The sequence below is a fragment of the Caulobacter sp. Root655 genome, assembly GCF_001427665.1.
GTDB lineage: Bacteria > Pseudomonadota > Alphaproteobacteria > Caulobacterales > Caulobacteraceae > Caulobacter.
Map to the genome: position 1 here is coordinate 288940 of NZ_LMHC01000023.1, position 14324 is coordinate 303263.

Annotated in this window: 15 protein-coding genes; 7 read left to right on the forward strand and 8 right to left on the reverse strand. The window is 67.8% G+C overall.

Annotation, left to right across the window (positions count from 1 at the left end; translation table 11 throughout):
* The first annotated feature begins 7 nt into the window (after positions 1-7).
* Positions 8-2329, forward strand: a complete 2322-nt coding sequence (gene clpA / locus ASD79_RS16250) for an ATP-dependent Clp protease ATP-binding subunit ClpA (RefSeq protein WP_056723453.1) — start codon at positions 8-10, stop codon at positions 2327-2329.
* 112 nt (positions 2330-2441) lie between these two features.
* On the opposite strand, the gene ASD79_RS16255 is transcribed toward clpA, so the two are convergent.
* A complete protein-coding gene (locus ASD79_RS16255) occupies positions 2442-2873 on the reverse strand; it encodes an HIT family protein (RefSeq protein WP_056723456.1) in 432 nt (143 codons plus the stop codon).
* A 53-nt stretch (positions 2874-2926) separates the two neighbouring features.
* On the opposite strand from ASD79_RS16255, the gene ASD79_RS16260 reads away from it, so the two are divergent.
* From ASD79_RS16260 to ASD79_RS16270, 3 genes are all read left to right on the forward strand, one after another.
* A complete protein-coding gene (locus ASD79_RS16260; protein ID WP_056723458.1) occupies positions 2927-4006 on the forward strand; it encodes an alpha/beta fold hydrolase in 1080 nt (359 codons plus the stop codon).
* Positions 4003-4575, forward strand: coding sequence for a DUF4287 domain-containing protein (locus ASD79_RS16265; protein ID WP_056723460.1), 573 nt, complete (start codon positions 4003-4005; stop codon positions 4573-4575). Before ASD79_RS16260 ends, ASD79_RS16265 begins: the two co-directional genes overlap by 4 nt.
* A 65-nt stretch (positions 4576-4640) precedes the next feature.
* Positions 4641-5129 (forward strand): pyridoxamine 5'-phosphate oxidase family protein, encoded by a 489-nt coding sequence (locus tag ASD79_RS16270; RefSeq protein WP_056723462.1) that lies wholly within the window; start codon positions 4641-4643, stop codon positions 5127-5129.
* Between the two features lie 181 nt (positions 5130-5310).
* Here ASD79_RS16270 and ASD79_RS16275 read toward each other — a convergent pair whose 3' ends face one another.
* From ASD79_RS16275 to ASD79_RS16290, 4 genes are all read right to left on the reverse strand, one after another.
* A complete protein-coding gene (locus tag ASD79_RS16275) occupies positions 5311-6471 on the reverse strand; it encodes a GNAT family N-acetyltransferase (RefSeq protein ID WP_056723465.1) in 1161 nt (386 codons plus the stop codon).
* Positions 6468-7241, reverse strand: coding sequence for a glycerophosphodiester phosphodiesterase (locus ASD79_RS16280; protein WP_056723468.1), 774 nt, complete (start codon positions 7239-7241; stop codon positions 6468-6470). Before ASD79_RS16280 ends, ASD79_RS16275 begins: the two co-directional genes overlap by 4 nt.
* Positions 7241-7699 (reverse strand): RidA family protein, encoded by a 459-nt coding sequence (locus ASD79_RS16285; RefSeq protein ID WP_007672502.1) that lies wholly within the window; start codon positions 7697-7699, stop codon positions 7241-7243. The genes ASD79_RS16280 and ASD79_RS16285 overlap by 1 nt, the downstream gene beginning before the upstream one ends.
* 136 nt (positions 7700-7835) lie before the next feature.
* Positions 7836-8270 (reverse strand): phasin family protein, encoded by a 435-nt coding sequence (locus tag ASD79_RS16290; RefSeq protein ID WP_007672504.1) that lies wholly within the window; start codon positions 8268-8270, stop codon positions 7836-7838.
* Positions 8271-8580: 310 nt separating this feature from the next.
* Here ASD79_RS16290 and ASD79_RS16295 point away from each other — a divergent pair, with 310 nt between their 5' ends.
* A complete protein-coding gene (locus tag ASD79_RS16295; protein WP_056723470.1) occupies positions 8581-9891 on the forward strand; it encodes a D-alanyl-D-alanine carboxypeptidase family protein in 1311 nt (436 codons plus the stop codon).
* 7 nt (positions 9892-9898) lie between these two features.
* Here the strand turns inward: ASD79_RS16295 and ASD79_RS16300 are convergent, their stop codons facing one another.
* The gene (locus ASD79_RS16300) at positions 9899-10321 is read right to left on the reverse strand and encodes a DnaJ domain-containing protein (RefSeq protein WP_056723472.1); all 423 of its coding nucleotides are present in this window, start codon (positions 10319-10321) and stop codon (positions 9899-9901) included.
* Between the two features lie 26 nt (positions 10322-10347).
* Positions 10348-11184 (reverse strand): division plane positioning ATPase MipZ, encoded by an 837-nt coding sequence (locus tag ASD79_RS16305; RefSeq protein WP_056723473.1) that lies wholly within the window; start codon positions 11182-11184, stop codon positions 10348-10350.
* A 180-nt stretch (positions 11185-11364) separates the two neighbouring features.
* Here ASD79_RS16305 and panC point away from each other — a divergent pair, with 180 nt between their 5' ends.
* Positions 11365-12225, forward strand: a complete 861-nt coding sequence (panC, locus tag ASD79_RS16310; protein ID WP_056723475.1) for a pantoate--beta-alanine ligase — start codon at positions 11365-11367, stop codon at positions 12223-12225.
* Positions 12226-12400: 175 nt separating this feature from the next.
* On the opposite strand, the gene ASD79_RS16315 is transcribed toward panC, so the two are convergent.
* Entirely contained in the window at positions 12401-12802 is a 402-nt protein-coding gene (locus ASD79_RS16315; protein ID WP_056723477.1) for a DUF1489 family protein, read from the reverse strand.
* Positions 12803-13001: 199 nt separating this feature from the next.
* Between ASD79_RS16315 and ASD79_RS16320 the strand changes: the two genes are divergently transcribed.
* Entirely contained in the window at positions 13002-14306 is a 1305-nt protein-coding gene (locus ASD79_RS16320) for a cation:proton antiporter (RefSeq protein ID WP_056724074.1), read from the forward strand.
* The last annotated feature ends 18 nt before the right edge of the window (positions 14307-14324 follow it).

Here is a 14324-nt window from a genome sequence, read left to right on the forward strand (position 1 = left end):
CCTCCCCTTGCCCTCTTTTTCGCGCCCACTCGAAGAATCCCTGCATCGCGCCGTCGCTTACGCCAATCAGCGCAAGCACGAGTACGCCACGCTTGAACACCTGCTGCTGTCGCTCACCGACGACGACGACGCGGCCGGGGTCATGCGGGCTTGCGATGTCGACCTCAACGCTCTGAAGAAGAGCCTCGTGAACTATCTCGACGTCGAACTGGCCTCGCTGGTCGTCGACGACGAGGATGACGCCAAGCCCACGGCGGGCTTCCAGCGCGTGATCCAGCGCGCCGTCATTCACGTGCAGTCCTCCGGCCGCGAAGAAGTTACCGGCGCCAATGTGCTGGTGGCGATCTTCTCGGAACGGGAAAGCCACGCCGCCTACTTCCTGCAAGAGCAGGACATGACCCGCTACGACGCGGTGAACTTCATCGCCCACGGCATCGCCAAGAAGGCGGGCGCCTCCGAGCCGAAGACGGCCAAGGGCGCCACGGTCGAGGAAGACGTCGAGAAGCCCAACGCCAAGACCGGCGGCGAGGCCCTCGAAGCCTATTGCGTCGACCTCAACGAGAAGGCTCGCCAGGGCAAGGTCGATCCGTTGATCGGCCGCGCCAACGAAGTCGAGCGGGCGATCCAGATCCTCTGCCGCCGGACCAAGAACAACCCGTTGCTGGTCGGCGAACCCGGCGTCGGCAAGACGGCGATCGCCGAGGGCCTGGCCCGCAAGATCATCACCAACCAGGTTCCCGAAGTCCTGGCCGGCGCCACCATCTTCTCGCTCGACATGGGCGCGCTGCTGGCTGGCACCCGCTATCGCGGCGACTTCGAGGAACGCGTCAAGCAGGTGGTCAAGGAACTGGAGAACCACCCCAACGCGGTGCTGTTCATCGACGAGATCCACACGGTGATCGGCGCGGGCGCCACCTCGGGCGGGGCCATGGACGCCTCCAACCTGCTGAAGCCGGCTCTCGCCTCCGGCACCCTGCGGTGCATGGGGTCGACCACCTACAAGGAGTTCCGTCAGCACTTCGAGAAGGATCGGGCCCTGGTCCGTCGCTTCCAGAAGATCGACGTCAACGAACCGACGGTGGAAGACACCATCAAGATCCTCAAGGGCCTGAAGACCTATTACGAGGACTTCCACAAGCTGAAGTACACCAACGAGGCCCTGAAGGTCGCGGTGGAGCTGTCGGCCAAGTACATCACCGACCGCAAGCTGCCCGACAAGGCGATCGACGTGATCGACGAGGCGGGCGCCGGCCAGATGTTGCTGCCCGAGAGCCGTCGCAAGAAGGTCCTGGGCGTCAAGGAGATCGAGGCCGTGGTGGCCAAGATCGCCCGCATCCCGCCCAAGTCGGTCAGCAAGTCGGACACCGAGTCGCTGCGTGAACTGGAACGCGACCTGAAGCGGGCGGTGTTCGGTCAGGAAGAGGCGCTTGCTCAGCTGTCCTCGGCCATGAAGCTGGCCCGGGCAGGCCTGCGCGACCCGGAAAAGCCGATCGGCAGCTACCTGTTCAGCGGCCCGACCGGCGTCGGCAAGACCGAAGCGGCCAAGCAACTGGCCTCGACCCTCGGGATCGAGATGATCCGCTTCGACATGTCGGAATACATGGAGCGCCACACCGTCAGCCGGCTGATCGGGGCTCCCCCCGGCTATGTCGGCTACGACCAGGGCGGCCAGCTGACCGACGCCGTCGACCAGCACCCGCACGCCGTGGTGCTGCTGGACGAGATCGAGAAGGCCCACGCCGACGTCTACAACATCCTGCTCCAGGTCATGGACCACGGGGTGCTGACCGACAGCAACGGCAAGAAGGTCGACTTCAGGAACGTCATCCTGATCATGACCACCAACGCCGGGGCTTCGGACGCCCAGCGCCAGGCGATCGGCTTCGGCCGTGACAAGGTGCAGGGCGAGGAAGAGGCCGCGCTCAAGCGCCTGTTCACCCCGGAGTTCCGCAACCGCCTCGACGCGGTGGTGGCCTTCAAGCCGCTGACGCCGGACATCATCCGCCAGGTCGTGCAGAAGTTCGTCATGCAGATGGAGGCCCAGCTGGCCGACCGGAACGTGACGATCTCGCTGAGCGACGACGCGGCCGACTGGCTGGCCAAGAACGGCTTCGACGAGCTCTACGGCGCCCGTCCCCTGGCGCGGGTGATCCAGGAGCACATCAAGAAGCCGCTGGCCGACGACATCCTGTTCGGACGTCTCGTCCGGGGGGGCCACGTCAAGGTCATCCTCAAGGACAGCAAGATCGACTTCGAGATCGAGAGCGCGCCCGAAAAGCCGGGCAAGGCTCCCAAGGAAGACGAAGCCGAACCGGCCCTGGCCGAATAGGCGTCAAGCCGCGACAAGACAGCGGGAGGCCCGGAGCGATCCGGGCCTCTTTGCTTTTGGACGCGCGCGCCGCCGCTCAAGACCCGCTACGGCGCCTGACGAGACGCCGGGGCTAGAGCGCCGCCGAGATCTTCTCCGCCAACGCCTTCAGGTCCTCGACATCGGCCATGCCCTCGCCATGCCGGCCCAGGGCCTCGCCCTCGTAGCGGGGGATGATGTGGAAATGCAGGTGGAACACGGTCTGGCCGGCCGGCGTGCCGTTGAACTGGGTGACCACCACACCGTCGGGCTTCAGGGCGGTGGTCACCGCCTGGGTCACCTTCTGCACCGCGCCGATCAGCCGGCCCAGGGTCTTGGTCTCGGCCTCCAGCAGGTTGCGGGCCTGGCTGGTCTTGGAGACCACCAGCACGTGGCCGCGCGACTGCGGGAAGACGTCCATGAAGGCCAGGACCTGGTCGTCCTCGAACACCTTCACGGCCGGAATCTCGCCGCGGATGATCTTGGCGAAGATGTTGTCGGCGTCGTAGCTTCCGTGAAGGCTCATGATCGTCTCCAGTTGATCGGCCCTGTACCTAGCAAACCGGGAGGGGCGCGCAAATGACCACGAGCCCGACGCGTCGCGGCGTGTTGGCGGCCACGGCCGCGCTCGGCGCCGCCGGACCGGCGTTCGCCGAGGCCGGCGCGCTTCGCCGCGAAGAGCTGTCCGTCACCACCGACGACGGCGTCCGCCTGCATGTGCGCGAGGTGAGCCCGGCCTCGCCACGGGGCGCGCCGCTGATCCTGCTGCATGGGGCCCGGGCGCCCGGCGTCGCCTCGTTCGACCTGCCCGTGGCCGGCGGATCCCTGGCCGGCGACCTGGCGTTGCGCCTGAACCGCCGGGTCTATCTGCTGGACGTCCGCGGCTATGGCGCCTCGCAACGGCCGGCGGCGATGTCCCGGCCGCCCGGCGAAAGCCGACCCCTGACCCGCGCCTACGAGGTGGCTCGCGACATCGACGCCGCCCGCGCGCTGGCCAGCCAGCGGGCCGGCGGCGACCGCGTCGGACTGGTTGGCTGGGCGACCGGCGGCCTGTGGGCGGGGTTCTACGCGGCGCTGCGGCCGGAGACCGTCAGCGGCCTGGTGATCCTCAATGGACTCTATGGCGGGGCCGACGCCCATCCGATGCTGGGCCCCGGCTCGGCGGTCGCCCAGCCAGGACAGCCGCGACGCTTCGATCCGGCGACCGGCGGCTACGCGCTCTATCCGGCGGCCTCGCTGCTGGGCGCCTGGGAGCGCGGCATCCCCTCGGTCGACAAGGACGCGTGGCGCGACCCGGCGATCGCCCAGGCCCTGGCGGCGGCGGTGCTGGCCAGCGACCCGGAAAGCGGAACCCATGCGCCGCCCCAGTTCCGCGCCCCGCTGGGCGCGCTGGAAGACAGCTTCTACCAGGCCTGCGGGCGGCGGCTGTACGACGCTGGTTCGATCACCGCTCCGACCCTGCTGCTGCGCGCCGAACACGACTTCTGGAGCCGCCAGGCCGACCTCGACGCCTTCGTGGCTGACGCCGCCCGCTCGTCCTCGGTCAAGGTCGTGAGTCTGCCCGGCGCGACCCACTTCGCGCACCTGGACCGGCCGGAGCGCGGCCGCGACCGCCTGCTGGCCGAACTGGCCGGCCATTTCGAAGAAACCCGCGCATGACCGAGCAACTCACCGAGCGCCAGGCGAAGTGGTTCGCCTCGGTCCAGGCCAGCCTGGAGCGCGACACCGGCAAGAGCCTGGCGCAATGGGTCGAGATCGTTCGCCGCGACTGCACGGAAACCCGGCCCCGGGCGCGGACCCAATGGCTGAAGGAGGTCCACGGACTGGGCGTCAACCGCGCGGCCCACATCCTGTCGGCGGCTTTTCCCGAAGGGCCGGGCTGGGACGACGCCGACGCCCTGCGCGCGGCGCTGTGGACCGACCCGGCCGCGACCGCGATCCTGCGGGCGCTGGAAGCGGCCGTCGCCGACTTCCCCGGCATGGTCAGCGGCCAGCGCAAGGCCTTCAGCGCCTGGTCCCACAAGGTGCAGTTCGCCGCCGCCAAGCCGGTCAGGGGCGGGACGGCGATGCTCGGCCTGGCGCTGACGCCCGAAGCCTCCCCTCGCCTCTCGTCGCCGAAGAACGAAAGCTGGTCGGAACGCCTGAAAGCCAAGCTCGCCCTGGCCTCGCCGAGCGACGTGGACGACGAGGTCCGCGCGCTGCTGAAGGCGGCCTGGGAACGCTCATAGGGCGGTTCCCAGGCCGGAACACGACGGCTCACCCTTCGTTCAAGTCTCGTACGGAGGAACTCAACATGCCCAAGGACGCCGATCTCGCCGCCAAGTTCTGGAAGGCCCTGAAGTCCGACCGCACGGTCATGCTGGCCCTTCCCGGGGTCGCGGACGGACATGCCCAGCCGATGACCGCGCTGTTCGAGGGCGACCACAGCGGGCCGCTGTGGATCTTCACCTCGGCCGACAACCATATCGCCGCGGCGACCGGCCCCGCTGGGCGCGAGGCGCTCATTTACTTCGCCTCGAAAGGCCACGACCTGTTCGCCACCGTGGACGGCGCGTTGAAGGTGGACACCGACTACACGACGCTGGAACGCCTGTGGAATCCCTTCGTCGCCGCCTGGTTCGATGGCAAGGACGATCCCAAGCTGCGCCTGTTGCGGTTCGACCCACGCCACGCCCAGATCTGGCTGAACGAGAACAGCCTGTTCGCCAGCGTCCGCATGCTGCTCGGGACCGACCCAAAGAAGGCCTACAAGGACAAGGTGGGCGAGGTCGAGCTCGGTTAAAGCGTGATGACACCGGGCAAAACCGGCCTTGCCTTCAAGCGCCGTTTCCCCGGCGAAGGCCGGGGCCCAGATGCAGCCGCGACGCCGGCCAGACTTCCGAAACACCCTGCTCTATGACCTGGGCCCCGGCCTTCGCCGGGGAAACGGAAATTGAGACGATTCACAATTATCTTAGGCTCGGCTAACGCTCCTCGCGGAACGGCGAGAATTCCTCGGTCAGCATCTCGATCTCGGCGCTGACCGCCTCGCGCTCGTGTTCCAGATAGCGGGCGACCGGTTCGCGCAAGGCCGGGTCGGCGATCCAGTGGGCCGAATAGACCGGGCTGGGCAGGTAGCCGCGGGCGATCTTGTGCTGGCCCTGGGCGCCGGCCTCGACGCGCGGCAGGCCCAGGCGGATGGCGTGCTCGATGGCCTGATAGTAGCAGAGCTCGAAGTGCAGGAACGGCACGTCCTCGGTGCAGCCCCAGTGGCGGCCGTAGAGGCAGTCACCGCCGATCAGGTTCAGGGCCCCAGCGATCCACGGGCCGCCCGGGCGGCGGGCCAGGATCAGCAGAACCTTGTCGGCCATCCGCTCGCCCAGCAACGAATAGAAGGCGCGGTTCAGATAGGGTCGCCCCCACTTGCGACCGCCGGTGTCCATGTAGAAGCCGAAGAAGGCGTCCCAGTGGTCCTCGGTCAGCTGGTCGCCGGTCAGGGCGACGATCTCCAGCCCGGCCTGGGCGTCGCGCCGCTCGCGACGGATGGTCTTGCGGCGGTTGGACGACAGGGCGGCCAGGAAGTCGTCGAAGGTCGCGTAGCCGGCGTTGTGCCAGTGGTACTGCTGGTCCTGCCGCGGCAGCATGCCGCGCTCGCCCATCCAGGCCCATTCGTCGGCCCTCGGGAAGGTCACGTGCAGCGACGAGGCGCCCAGCCGCTGGCACAGGGTCAACGCCCCGCCCAGCAGAGCCATGCGTCCCTCGTCGACGTCGATGTCGGGGCGGACGATCAGCCGGGGGCCGGTGACCGGCGAGAACGGCGCCGAACATTGCAGCTTGGGATAATAGGCCCCGCCGGCCCGCTCGTAGGCGTCGGCCCAGCTGTGGTCGAAGACGTATTCGCCCTGGCTGTGGGACTTCAGATACAGCGGCATGACGGCCGCGACCTCTCCGTTCTCGTCTTGGACGGACAGGTGATGTGGCGCCCAGCCGGTGCGCGGGGTGGCGCAGCCGCTCTCTTCCAGCGCGTCGAGGAAGTCAAAGCTGACGAAGGGGTCGCCCGAGGGCCCGGCGCAGGCGTCCCAGGCCTCGCGGCCGATCTCGGCGATGCGCCGATGGACGCGCACCTCCGCCTTGACGGCTGTCACGCGGCGAAGCCCTCGAAGATCAGGTTGTCGCAATGGTCGCTGACGCTGTCCCACTGTTCAGCCGAGCGCACCGTCCAGGCGATCACCGGCATGCCCTTGGCGCGCAGCAGGTCGGCGCGCGGGCTGGGCAGCATGTCCATTCCCAGGGCCAGGAAATCGGGCCGGGCGATCTCGACATGCTCCAGCGCCGCCAGCGACTTGCGCAGCTCCGGCGCCAGCTTGCGGGCGTTCTCGTCGGCCCAGCCGTAGCTGTCCAGGCCGCGCAGGATCTGCGGCTGGTGCTCGGCGAACCAGGCGTGGGAATAGGGGTTGAAGCCGATCACCGCGGTCGGGCCGTTGTGATCGAGCAGGATCTCGGAGACCTGCTTCTCCAGTTCACCCACCTCGCCGAACGGCGTCTTCAGTTCGATATAGACCATGGCCCGGTGACCGATCACGGTCAGGGCGTCGGCCAGGGTCGGGATGGTCTCGTCGGCGCCCGACAGCGTCAGCTGGCCCAGTTCGGCGGCCGTGTGGTCGCGCAGCTTGCCCGGGGCGCCGGTCAGGCGCTCGAGATGATCGTCGTGGAACACCACCACGTGGTTGTCGGCGGTCAGTTGCACGTCCAGTTCGATGGCGTAGCCGCCGGCGCAGGCGGCCTGGAAGGCGGCCAGGGAGTTCTCGGGCGCGCCGCCGGGCGACCACAGGCCGCGATGCGCCACGGCCGGTTCGAACAGGCGCTCCCACGCCTCGCCGAACACCTCGGTTCCGGGCCGGGCGCGGGCGCGCATCAGAACACCTCGACCACGGCGTCGACCTCGACCGAGAAGCCCAACGGCAGGCGATAGACCCCCACCGCCGAACGGGCGTGGCGGCCGGCGTCGCCGAACACCTCGACCATCAGGTCCGAACAGCCGTTGATGACCTTGGGGATGTCGGTGAAGTCCTGGCTGACCTGGACGAAGCCGCCCAGCTTGACCACCCGCTTGACCCGGTCGAGGTCGCCCGTGGCGGCCTTCATCTGGGCCAGCAGGTTGATCCCGCAAAGGCGCGCGCCCTGCTGGGCGGTTTCCAGGTCGACCTCGGTCCCGACCGTGCCCTTGAGGCCGCCATTGGCGTCGAGCGAGATCTGACCGGAAATATGGATCAGGTTCCCGGCCTGGACGAAGGGAACATAGTTGGCGACCGGCGCCACCGGTTGCGGCAGCACGATTCCGAGACCCGCCAGACGCTCTTCGACCTTCGACATCACACACTCCAGAAACCTGGCCCCATGCTTAGCGCGACGTGATCACAGGACAAGAAAAAAGGCCCGGACCGTTCCCGGTCCGGGCCTTCAAACTGTGTCGCGGCTCTATCGCCTGGGGCCTGAGGGCCCGAAAGGCTTAGCGCGCGGCTTGGAACTTCTCGACGGTGGCGCTGACGCGTTCGTTCAGCGGCTTCACCGAGTCCTTGATCGAGGCCGAGACGATCTCCGAAGCCTTGCTCACCTGGGCGATGTAGGCTTCCAGGGCCGACTTGGCCCAAGCGGTCTGCAGCTCGACGGCTTCCTGGACGCTCTTGGCGCCGGCCAGCGACTTGGCGGCGGCGACCTGGTCTTCAGCGGCCTTCTTCGAATAGGCGAACGCCTGGGCGCCCAGGGCTTCGGCGCCCTTGGTCGCGGCGGTCACCGAGGCGACGACGGCTTCCAGGTTCTTCTTCGAATGGGTGTTGGCCTCGGCCAGAGCGGCCAGGGACTTTTCGACGCCGTCCTTGAACGCTTGGTTCGAGGCGGTGCTGAACTGCTCGACGGTGTTCTTCAGGGTTTCGGTAGCGGCCATGGGGAGGCTCCTGGCAAAGGCGGGGCATGGCGCGGGACTAACGATCCTGCTCATGCGGTTGGGACAACATCGGTGTCTCATGTTGCAGTGCAGCAGTCAAGAATTTTGTGCAGCGCACCATAACCCTAGGGAAGAGCCATTCAACTGATGCGCGATAACCGAAGCGTCACCGCAACGCCTTGAAATTATCCATGTCCGCGGCGAAACCACTCACCACTTGTTTACTTTAGCGTAAGGCGACGACGCGCATGCTAAGGTCACGCGTGTGGCGGTGCGGAACCGCTCAGTTCAAATGACGGACGCATTTCTCATGTTCGCCAAGTTTATGTCCGCCCGTTTCGTTCTGGCTGCCGCTGGCCTGGCTAGCGCGCTGATGTGCGGCCTGGCCGCGCCGACGACGGCCGCCGCGCAAATCCCGTACCTGCAGCTGAACAGCGCCGAGCCCAAGTACGCGGCGATCGTGATCGACGCCAATTCGGGCGAAATGCTTTACGACAAAAGGGCCGACAGCCCGCGCTACCCGGCTTCGGTCACCAAGGTGATGACGCTGTACCTCACCTTCGAGGCGCTCAGCGAAGGCCGGCTGAAGCTGACCGACCGCGTGCCGTTCTCGTCCCGCGCGGCCGCCCAGGCCCCGACCAAGCTGGGCCTGCAGGCCGGCGACAGCATCAGCGTCGACGAAGCGATCCGCGCCATGACGGTGAAGTCGGCCAACGACGCCGCCGTGGCCATGGCCGAGCGACTCGGCGGCAGCGAGAGCCGCTTCGCCGCCCTGATGACCCTGCGTGGTCAAGAATTGGGCATGCGCAACAGCCGTTTCGTTAACGCTTCTGGCCTGCCCGACAGCCGCCAGATCAGCACCGCCCGCGATCTGGCCATCCTGTCGCGCGCCACCATGCGCGACTTCCCGCAGTACTATTCCTACTTCAGCATCACCGGCTTCAATTTCCGCGGCAACTATGTCCGCGGCCACAACCGCCTGCTGACCAACATGCCCGGCTTCGACGGGCTGAAGACCGGCTACACCAACGCCTCGGGCTACAACCTCGCCGGCTCGGCCGTGCGCGACGGTCGCCGCCTGATCGCCGTGGTCCTGGGCGGCTCGTCCACCGCCTGGCGCGACAACAACATGGAAGACCTGCTGACCACCGGCTTCGACGTGCTCAAGCGTCGCTCGCACGGCGAGCGCACCACCATCGCCTCCAACCTGTATGAAGACGAGCCGACCGGCCCGATCATGCGTCCCTCGTCCGAGGAAGGCGACGGCGACCAGGCCGGCCTGAAGATCGTGCTGACCGACAATCCCCGGCCGCCGCCGGCGCTCAAGGTCTCGCCGACCCTGAAGGCCGCTCAAATTCCGGCAAAGGGGGCCAAGAAGGCCAAGGGCGAGTGGGGCGTGCAGGTCGGGGCGTTCAAGTCCAAGGGCCTGGCCCGGGAACAACTGATGATCGTGCGCTCGCGCTTTTCCAAGTTCGTGTCCGACGCCGAGGGCGCGGTCGAGGGCGCGGCCGGCGGGAACTTCCGGGCCCAGTTCCAGGGCCTGACCGCCGAGGCGGCCCGCGGCGCCTGCCAGGCGATCTCCGCCAAGCGTCAGCCCTGCATGGTCCTGGCGCCGGGCTGAACGCGGGCTATTTCAAGAGACGATCCCGCGCGGCGTTGAGCTGCGCGGCCAGACCGGCGGTGCCGCCCTTGTCGGGATGGGCCAGGCGGATCAGGCGAGTATAGGCGGCCTGGATTTCCGCGCCGGTGGCTTGCGGGCCAACACCCAGGATGGACCGGGCTTCGGACAGGCTGAGCTCAAGCTTGGCGTCCGCCCCCGCCCGGCGCACGACGGGCCGCTGTCGCGCCGTCACCGCCGTCCACAGCCCGATCACGAACAGCACGACGCCCGGCTCCCAGGCCCCGCGAATGCTGGCATAGGCCGCGCCGGCAAAGGCCACGACAGCCGTCACGCCGGCGCCGATCCGCCAGCCGTCGCCCTTCAGGAACGGTTTGCGGCGGCCCCACAGCAAGAAGACGACGACCACCGCGCCGATCAGCAGATAGAACATTCAGCGTCCCTGACGCCGCCAGACGCCTACTCGGCGGCGAGCAGAGTTTCCCCGGAAAAGGCGGCCAGGCCAAGGGAATGCATCAGGGCCCGAAGTTCCTGGCGCGCGGCCAGGTGCTGCAACGACACCGGCACCGGCCGCACCTGGGGCGACAGGTCGGCGATGGTCAGGCCGAACGGGAACAGTTCGCGATAGATCACCCGGTCGCGCAGACCCGGACCCATGCGGAAACCGACCCGCTTCGACAAGGCCGTGAGGCGATCCTCGACGCGCTTGCGGTTACGGGCCTCGGTGGTGGCCAGGCGGTTGCGCAGCACCACCCAGTCCAGGGCCTGGCGCTGGCCCGACAGGGCGCGGGCCTTGCGGGCCTCCCACACGGTCAGGGAATAGAGGCTGGGCTTCTGCAGATCCATGGTGACCGGATCGATGTGGCCCAGCATGTCGAAGTCGACGAAGCTGTCGTTCATCGGCGTGACGATCAGGTCGGCCAGGCCGTGGGCCATGCGCGAAATCGCGGTGTCGCCGCCGGGGGTGTCGATCAGCACGAAGTCGGCGGCGTCGCGCGCGGCGGCGAACGCGGCCTCGAACTTCTCGACCTGACCGACTTCCGGTCCGGCGGCCAGGGCGACGTCGTCGTCGCTGAGGCGTTGTTGGATCGGCATGGGCAAGGTCACGCCATTGGCCGCGCCCCAGGCCTGGCGGTTCTCGAAGAACCGCATCGACGAGCACTGGCGCAGGTCCAGGTCCAGCAGCGCCACCTTGGCGCCGCCGTACAACAGGGCGGTGGCCAGGTGCACGGCGATCGTGGACTTGCCCGCTCCGCCCTTTTCATTGCCGACGACGATGACGCGCGGCTCGGCCATGGTTGCCTTCCTTCTTTTCGCCCGACTCGGCGACTCTCACTGAAAGATTAACATGAACGACGTACCCTGAGAGGGTTAGGCGTCAATCCAGGGTTCCTTCCCTGTGGACCCATTGTCGCAGGTGGACGCCCGGGGTGGTCTCCGTCATAAGCCAACGCCTGTTCGACGCAGGAGTTCGCCGTGTCCCATCCGGCCCCGAAGATCGTCCGTACGGTCGCCGACCTGCGCGACCAGGTGCGCACCTGGAAGACGGCAGGCGAGCGCGTCGCCCTGATCCCGACCATGGGCGCCCTGCACGAAGGCCACCTGTCGCTGATCAAGCTGGGACAGGTCCATGCCCAAAGGACGGTGGCCAGCATCTTCGTCAATCCCCGGCAGTTCGCCCCGCATGAGGATTTCGACTCCTATCCGCGTGGCGAGGCCCGTGACGTCGACTTGCTGGCTGAAGTCGGCTGCGACCTGCTGTTCGCCCCCAATGTCGCCGAGATGTACGCCCCGGGTTTCTCGACCGCGATCGAGGTCTCGGGCGTCTCGGAACCGCTGGAAGGCGCGGCGCGGCCGCAATTCTTCGGCGGCGTCGCCACCGTGGTCACCAAGCTGCTGATCCAGGCCCAGGCCGAAGTCGCCCTGTTCGGCGAGAAGGACTACCAGCAGCTTCAGGTCATCAAGCGCGTGGTCCGTGACCTGGACCTGCCGGTCGAGATCATCGGCGCCCCGACCGCGCGGGCCCCGGACGGCCTCGCCCTCTCCTCGCGCAACGCCTATCTCAGCGCCGAGGAACGCGCCGCCGCCGTCGCTCTGCCGACCGCGCTGAAGGCCGCCGCCCAGGCCGTGGCGGCTGGCGGCCGGGTCGACGAGGCCGAGGCCGCCGGCAAGGCCGCCCTGACGGCCGCGGGGTTCGGTCAGATCGATTATCTGGAGGTCCGCGAGGCCAGCGACCTGTCGCGCCTGGGCCCTGGCCCGATCAACGACGCGAACGCCCGCATCCTGGTCGCCGCGTGGCTGGGCAGGACGCGGCTGATCGACAACATGGCGGTCTAGGGCCTGCCTTCTAGCGTTGAATCAGGGCCCCTTCCCCGTTTCCCCGGCGAAGGCCGGGGCCCAGGTGAAGCTCACGAGCCGCTCGGGATGAATCTGGGTCCCGGCCTTCGCCGGGAAGACGGGAAAGCGGTAGCTCTCCTGGATCAGGCCCCGTCCGCTTAAGCTCATGCCAACGCTACCAGGCCCCCAGTTCGCGCAGCTGCCGGGCCAGGTCCGCCGGCATCTCGGCGGCCTCGGCCTCGGTCAGGTCGGGCGGCGCGTCCTCGGCCCTGAGGTAGCGCCAGCCCTGGAACGGACGGCGCGGGGTCGGCGCCACCCGCACGATGGTCGGGTCGACCGTCACCTCGCAGCGCGACGCCTGGCCCTCGCCGACCGTGTCGATGGCCAGGATGGTCTGGCGGCACAGGATCTGGCCCTTCATCACCCGGTACAGCGAGCCGCCAGCCAGCACCTCATCGACGCGCTTGGGCGTCATGCGGGTGTGCATGATCCAGGGACGGTCGGCCTCGGCGTGCCAGGCGACCAATTCCTCGATGTTGTCGCAGCCGACGACCAGCTTGATGATGTGCAGGGGCATGAGCCGTACTTAGGGCCAGCGCCCCGCCGAGGAAAGAGCCGCGAGATTCAGGGTGTCGCGACGGCGGCCTCCCGCGTCCGCCGCGCATTTTTACTCGACATGACAGCGTAGTCATTTTCTATGGCGGATGGACGATCGATGTTCGGTCGGCGGGGTTCAAGCGATCGCGGTCAACGCGACGCGGATTTTGGGGGGCGACATGACGCCAGCACAGCTCAGCGTAGCTTTCTTTCTGCAGATGTTCGTGATCATCGCCACCTGTCGCGCGGTCGGCTGGGTGGCGAAGAAGTATCTGGGCCAGCCCCAGGTCGTGGGCGAGATGATCGCCGGCGTGATCCTCGGCCCGTCCCTGTTCGGGCTGCTGGCCCCCGACATCCAGCACATGCTGTTCCCCAAGGAATCCAAGACCATCCTCTATGTCGGCGCCCAGCTGGGCGTGGGCCTCTACATGTTCCTGGTCGGCCTGGGCTTCCGCAGCGAGCACTTCAAGAGCAACGCCAAGAGCGCCGCCGCCGTCTCGATCTCGGGCATGGCCGCGCCGTTCCTGGTGGCCGTGGCCATCGCACCCTGGCTGCTCAGCCAGAACCTGTTCGGCAAGGGCATCGACACCTTCCAGGCCACCCTGTTCATGGGCGCGGCGATCTCGATCACCGCCTTCCCGATGCTGGCCCGGATCATCTATGAGCGCGGCCTGACTAACACCCCGCTGGGCACCCTGTCGCTGTCGGCCGGGGCCATCGACGACGCCGGGGCCTGGACGGTGCTGGCCATCGTGCTGGCCAGCTTCGGCGGCGGCCCGATGGTCGCGGTCAAGGCCATCGTCGGCGGCGTCGCCTTCGTGGTCCTGATGCTGACCCTGGGTCCCAAGCTGCTGGCTCCGCTAGGCCGCTGGGCCGAGCGCGAGGGCAAGGTCAGCCCCAGCCTGCTGGGCGTGGTGTTGATGCTGTTCATGCTCAGCGCCTTCGCCATGGACGCCATCGGCATCCACGCGGTGTTCGGCGGCTTCATCCTGGGCACGGTCATGCCACGCGGCGTGCTGAGTCGGGAGATCAAGAAGCAGCTGGAGCCGTTCGCGGTGATCGTGCTGCTGCCGATGTTCTTCACCTTCTCGGGCCTCAACACCCAGCTGAACATGGTCAACAATGTCGGCCTGCTGCTGGTCGCCGCCGTGATCCTGCTGGGCTCGATCCTGGCCAAGGGTGGGGCCTGCTGGGCCGCCGCGCGCCTGACCGGTCAAGACAACCCGACGGCCCTGGGCATCGGCGCGCTGATGAACTCGCGGGGCCTGATGGAGCTGATCATCATCAATATCGGCCTGCAGCGCGGGATCATCGGCCCGGCCCTGTTCTCGATGCTGGTGCTGATGGCGATCGTCACGACGCTGATGGCCTCGCCGATGTTCGAGCTGGTCTACGGCAAGAAGGCCCGCGAGCGCGGCGAGCTGGGGGCGCTGAACGAGGACGAGGACGACGCGCCGCCGGTGCTGGCGTCGGTTCGGCCGTAGTCTGGGATTGGGGACACG

Bases quoted from the DNA above. Each gene is read 5' to 3' on its own strand.
- ASD79_RS16255 (WP_056723456.1), bottom strand. From the start codon at position 2,873: ATGAGCCTTCACGGAAGCTACGACGCCGACAACATCTTCGCCAAGATC.
- ASD79_RS16260 (WP_056723458.1), top strand. From the start codon at position 2,927: ATGACCACGAGCCCGACGCGTCGCGGCGTGTTGGCGGCCACGGCCGCG.
- ASD79_RS16265 (WP_056723460.1), top strand. From the start codon at position 4,003: ATGACCGAGCAACTCACCGAGCGCCAGGCGAAGTGGTTCGCCTCGGTC.
- ASD79_RS16270 (WP_056723462.1), top strand. From the start codon at position 4,641: ATGCCCAAGGACGCCGATCTCGCCGCCAAGTTCTGGAAGGCCCTGAAG.
- ASD79_RS16280 (WP_056723468.1), bottom strand. From the start codon at position 7,241: ATGCGCGCCCGCGCCCGGCCCGGAACCGAGGTGTTCGGCGAGGCGTGG.
- ASD79_RS16285 (WP_007672502.1), bottom strand. From the start codon at position 7,699: ATGTCGAAGGTCGAAGAGCGTCTGGCGGGTCTCGGAATCGTGCTGCCG.
- ASD79_RS16290 (WP_007672504.1), bottom strand. From the start codon at position 8,270: ATGGCCGCTACCGAAACCCTGAAGAACACCGTCGAGCAGTTCAGCACC.
- ASD79_RS16295 (WP_056723470.1), top strand. From the start codon at position 8,581: ATGTTCGCCAAGTTTATGTCCGCCCGTTTCGTTCTGGCTGCCGCTGGC.
- ASD79_RS16300 (WP_056723472.1), bottom strand. From the start codon at position 10,321: ATGTTCTATCTGCTGATCGGCGCGGTGGTCGTCGTCTTCTTGCTGTGG.
- ASD79_RS16305 (WP_056723473.1), bottom strand. From the start codon at position 11,184: ATGGCCGAGCCGCGCGTCATCGTCGTCGGCAATGAAAAGGGCGGAGCG.
- ASD79_RS16315 (WP_056723477.1), bottom strand. From the start codon at position 12,802: ATGCCCCTGCACATCATCAAGCTGGTCGTCGGCTGCGACAACATCGAG.
- ASD79_RS16320 (WP_056724074.1), top strand. From the start codon at position 13,002: ATGACGCCAGCACAGCTCAGCGTAGCTTTCTTTCTGCAGATGTTCGTG.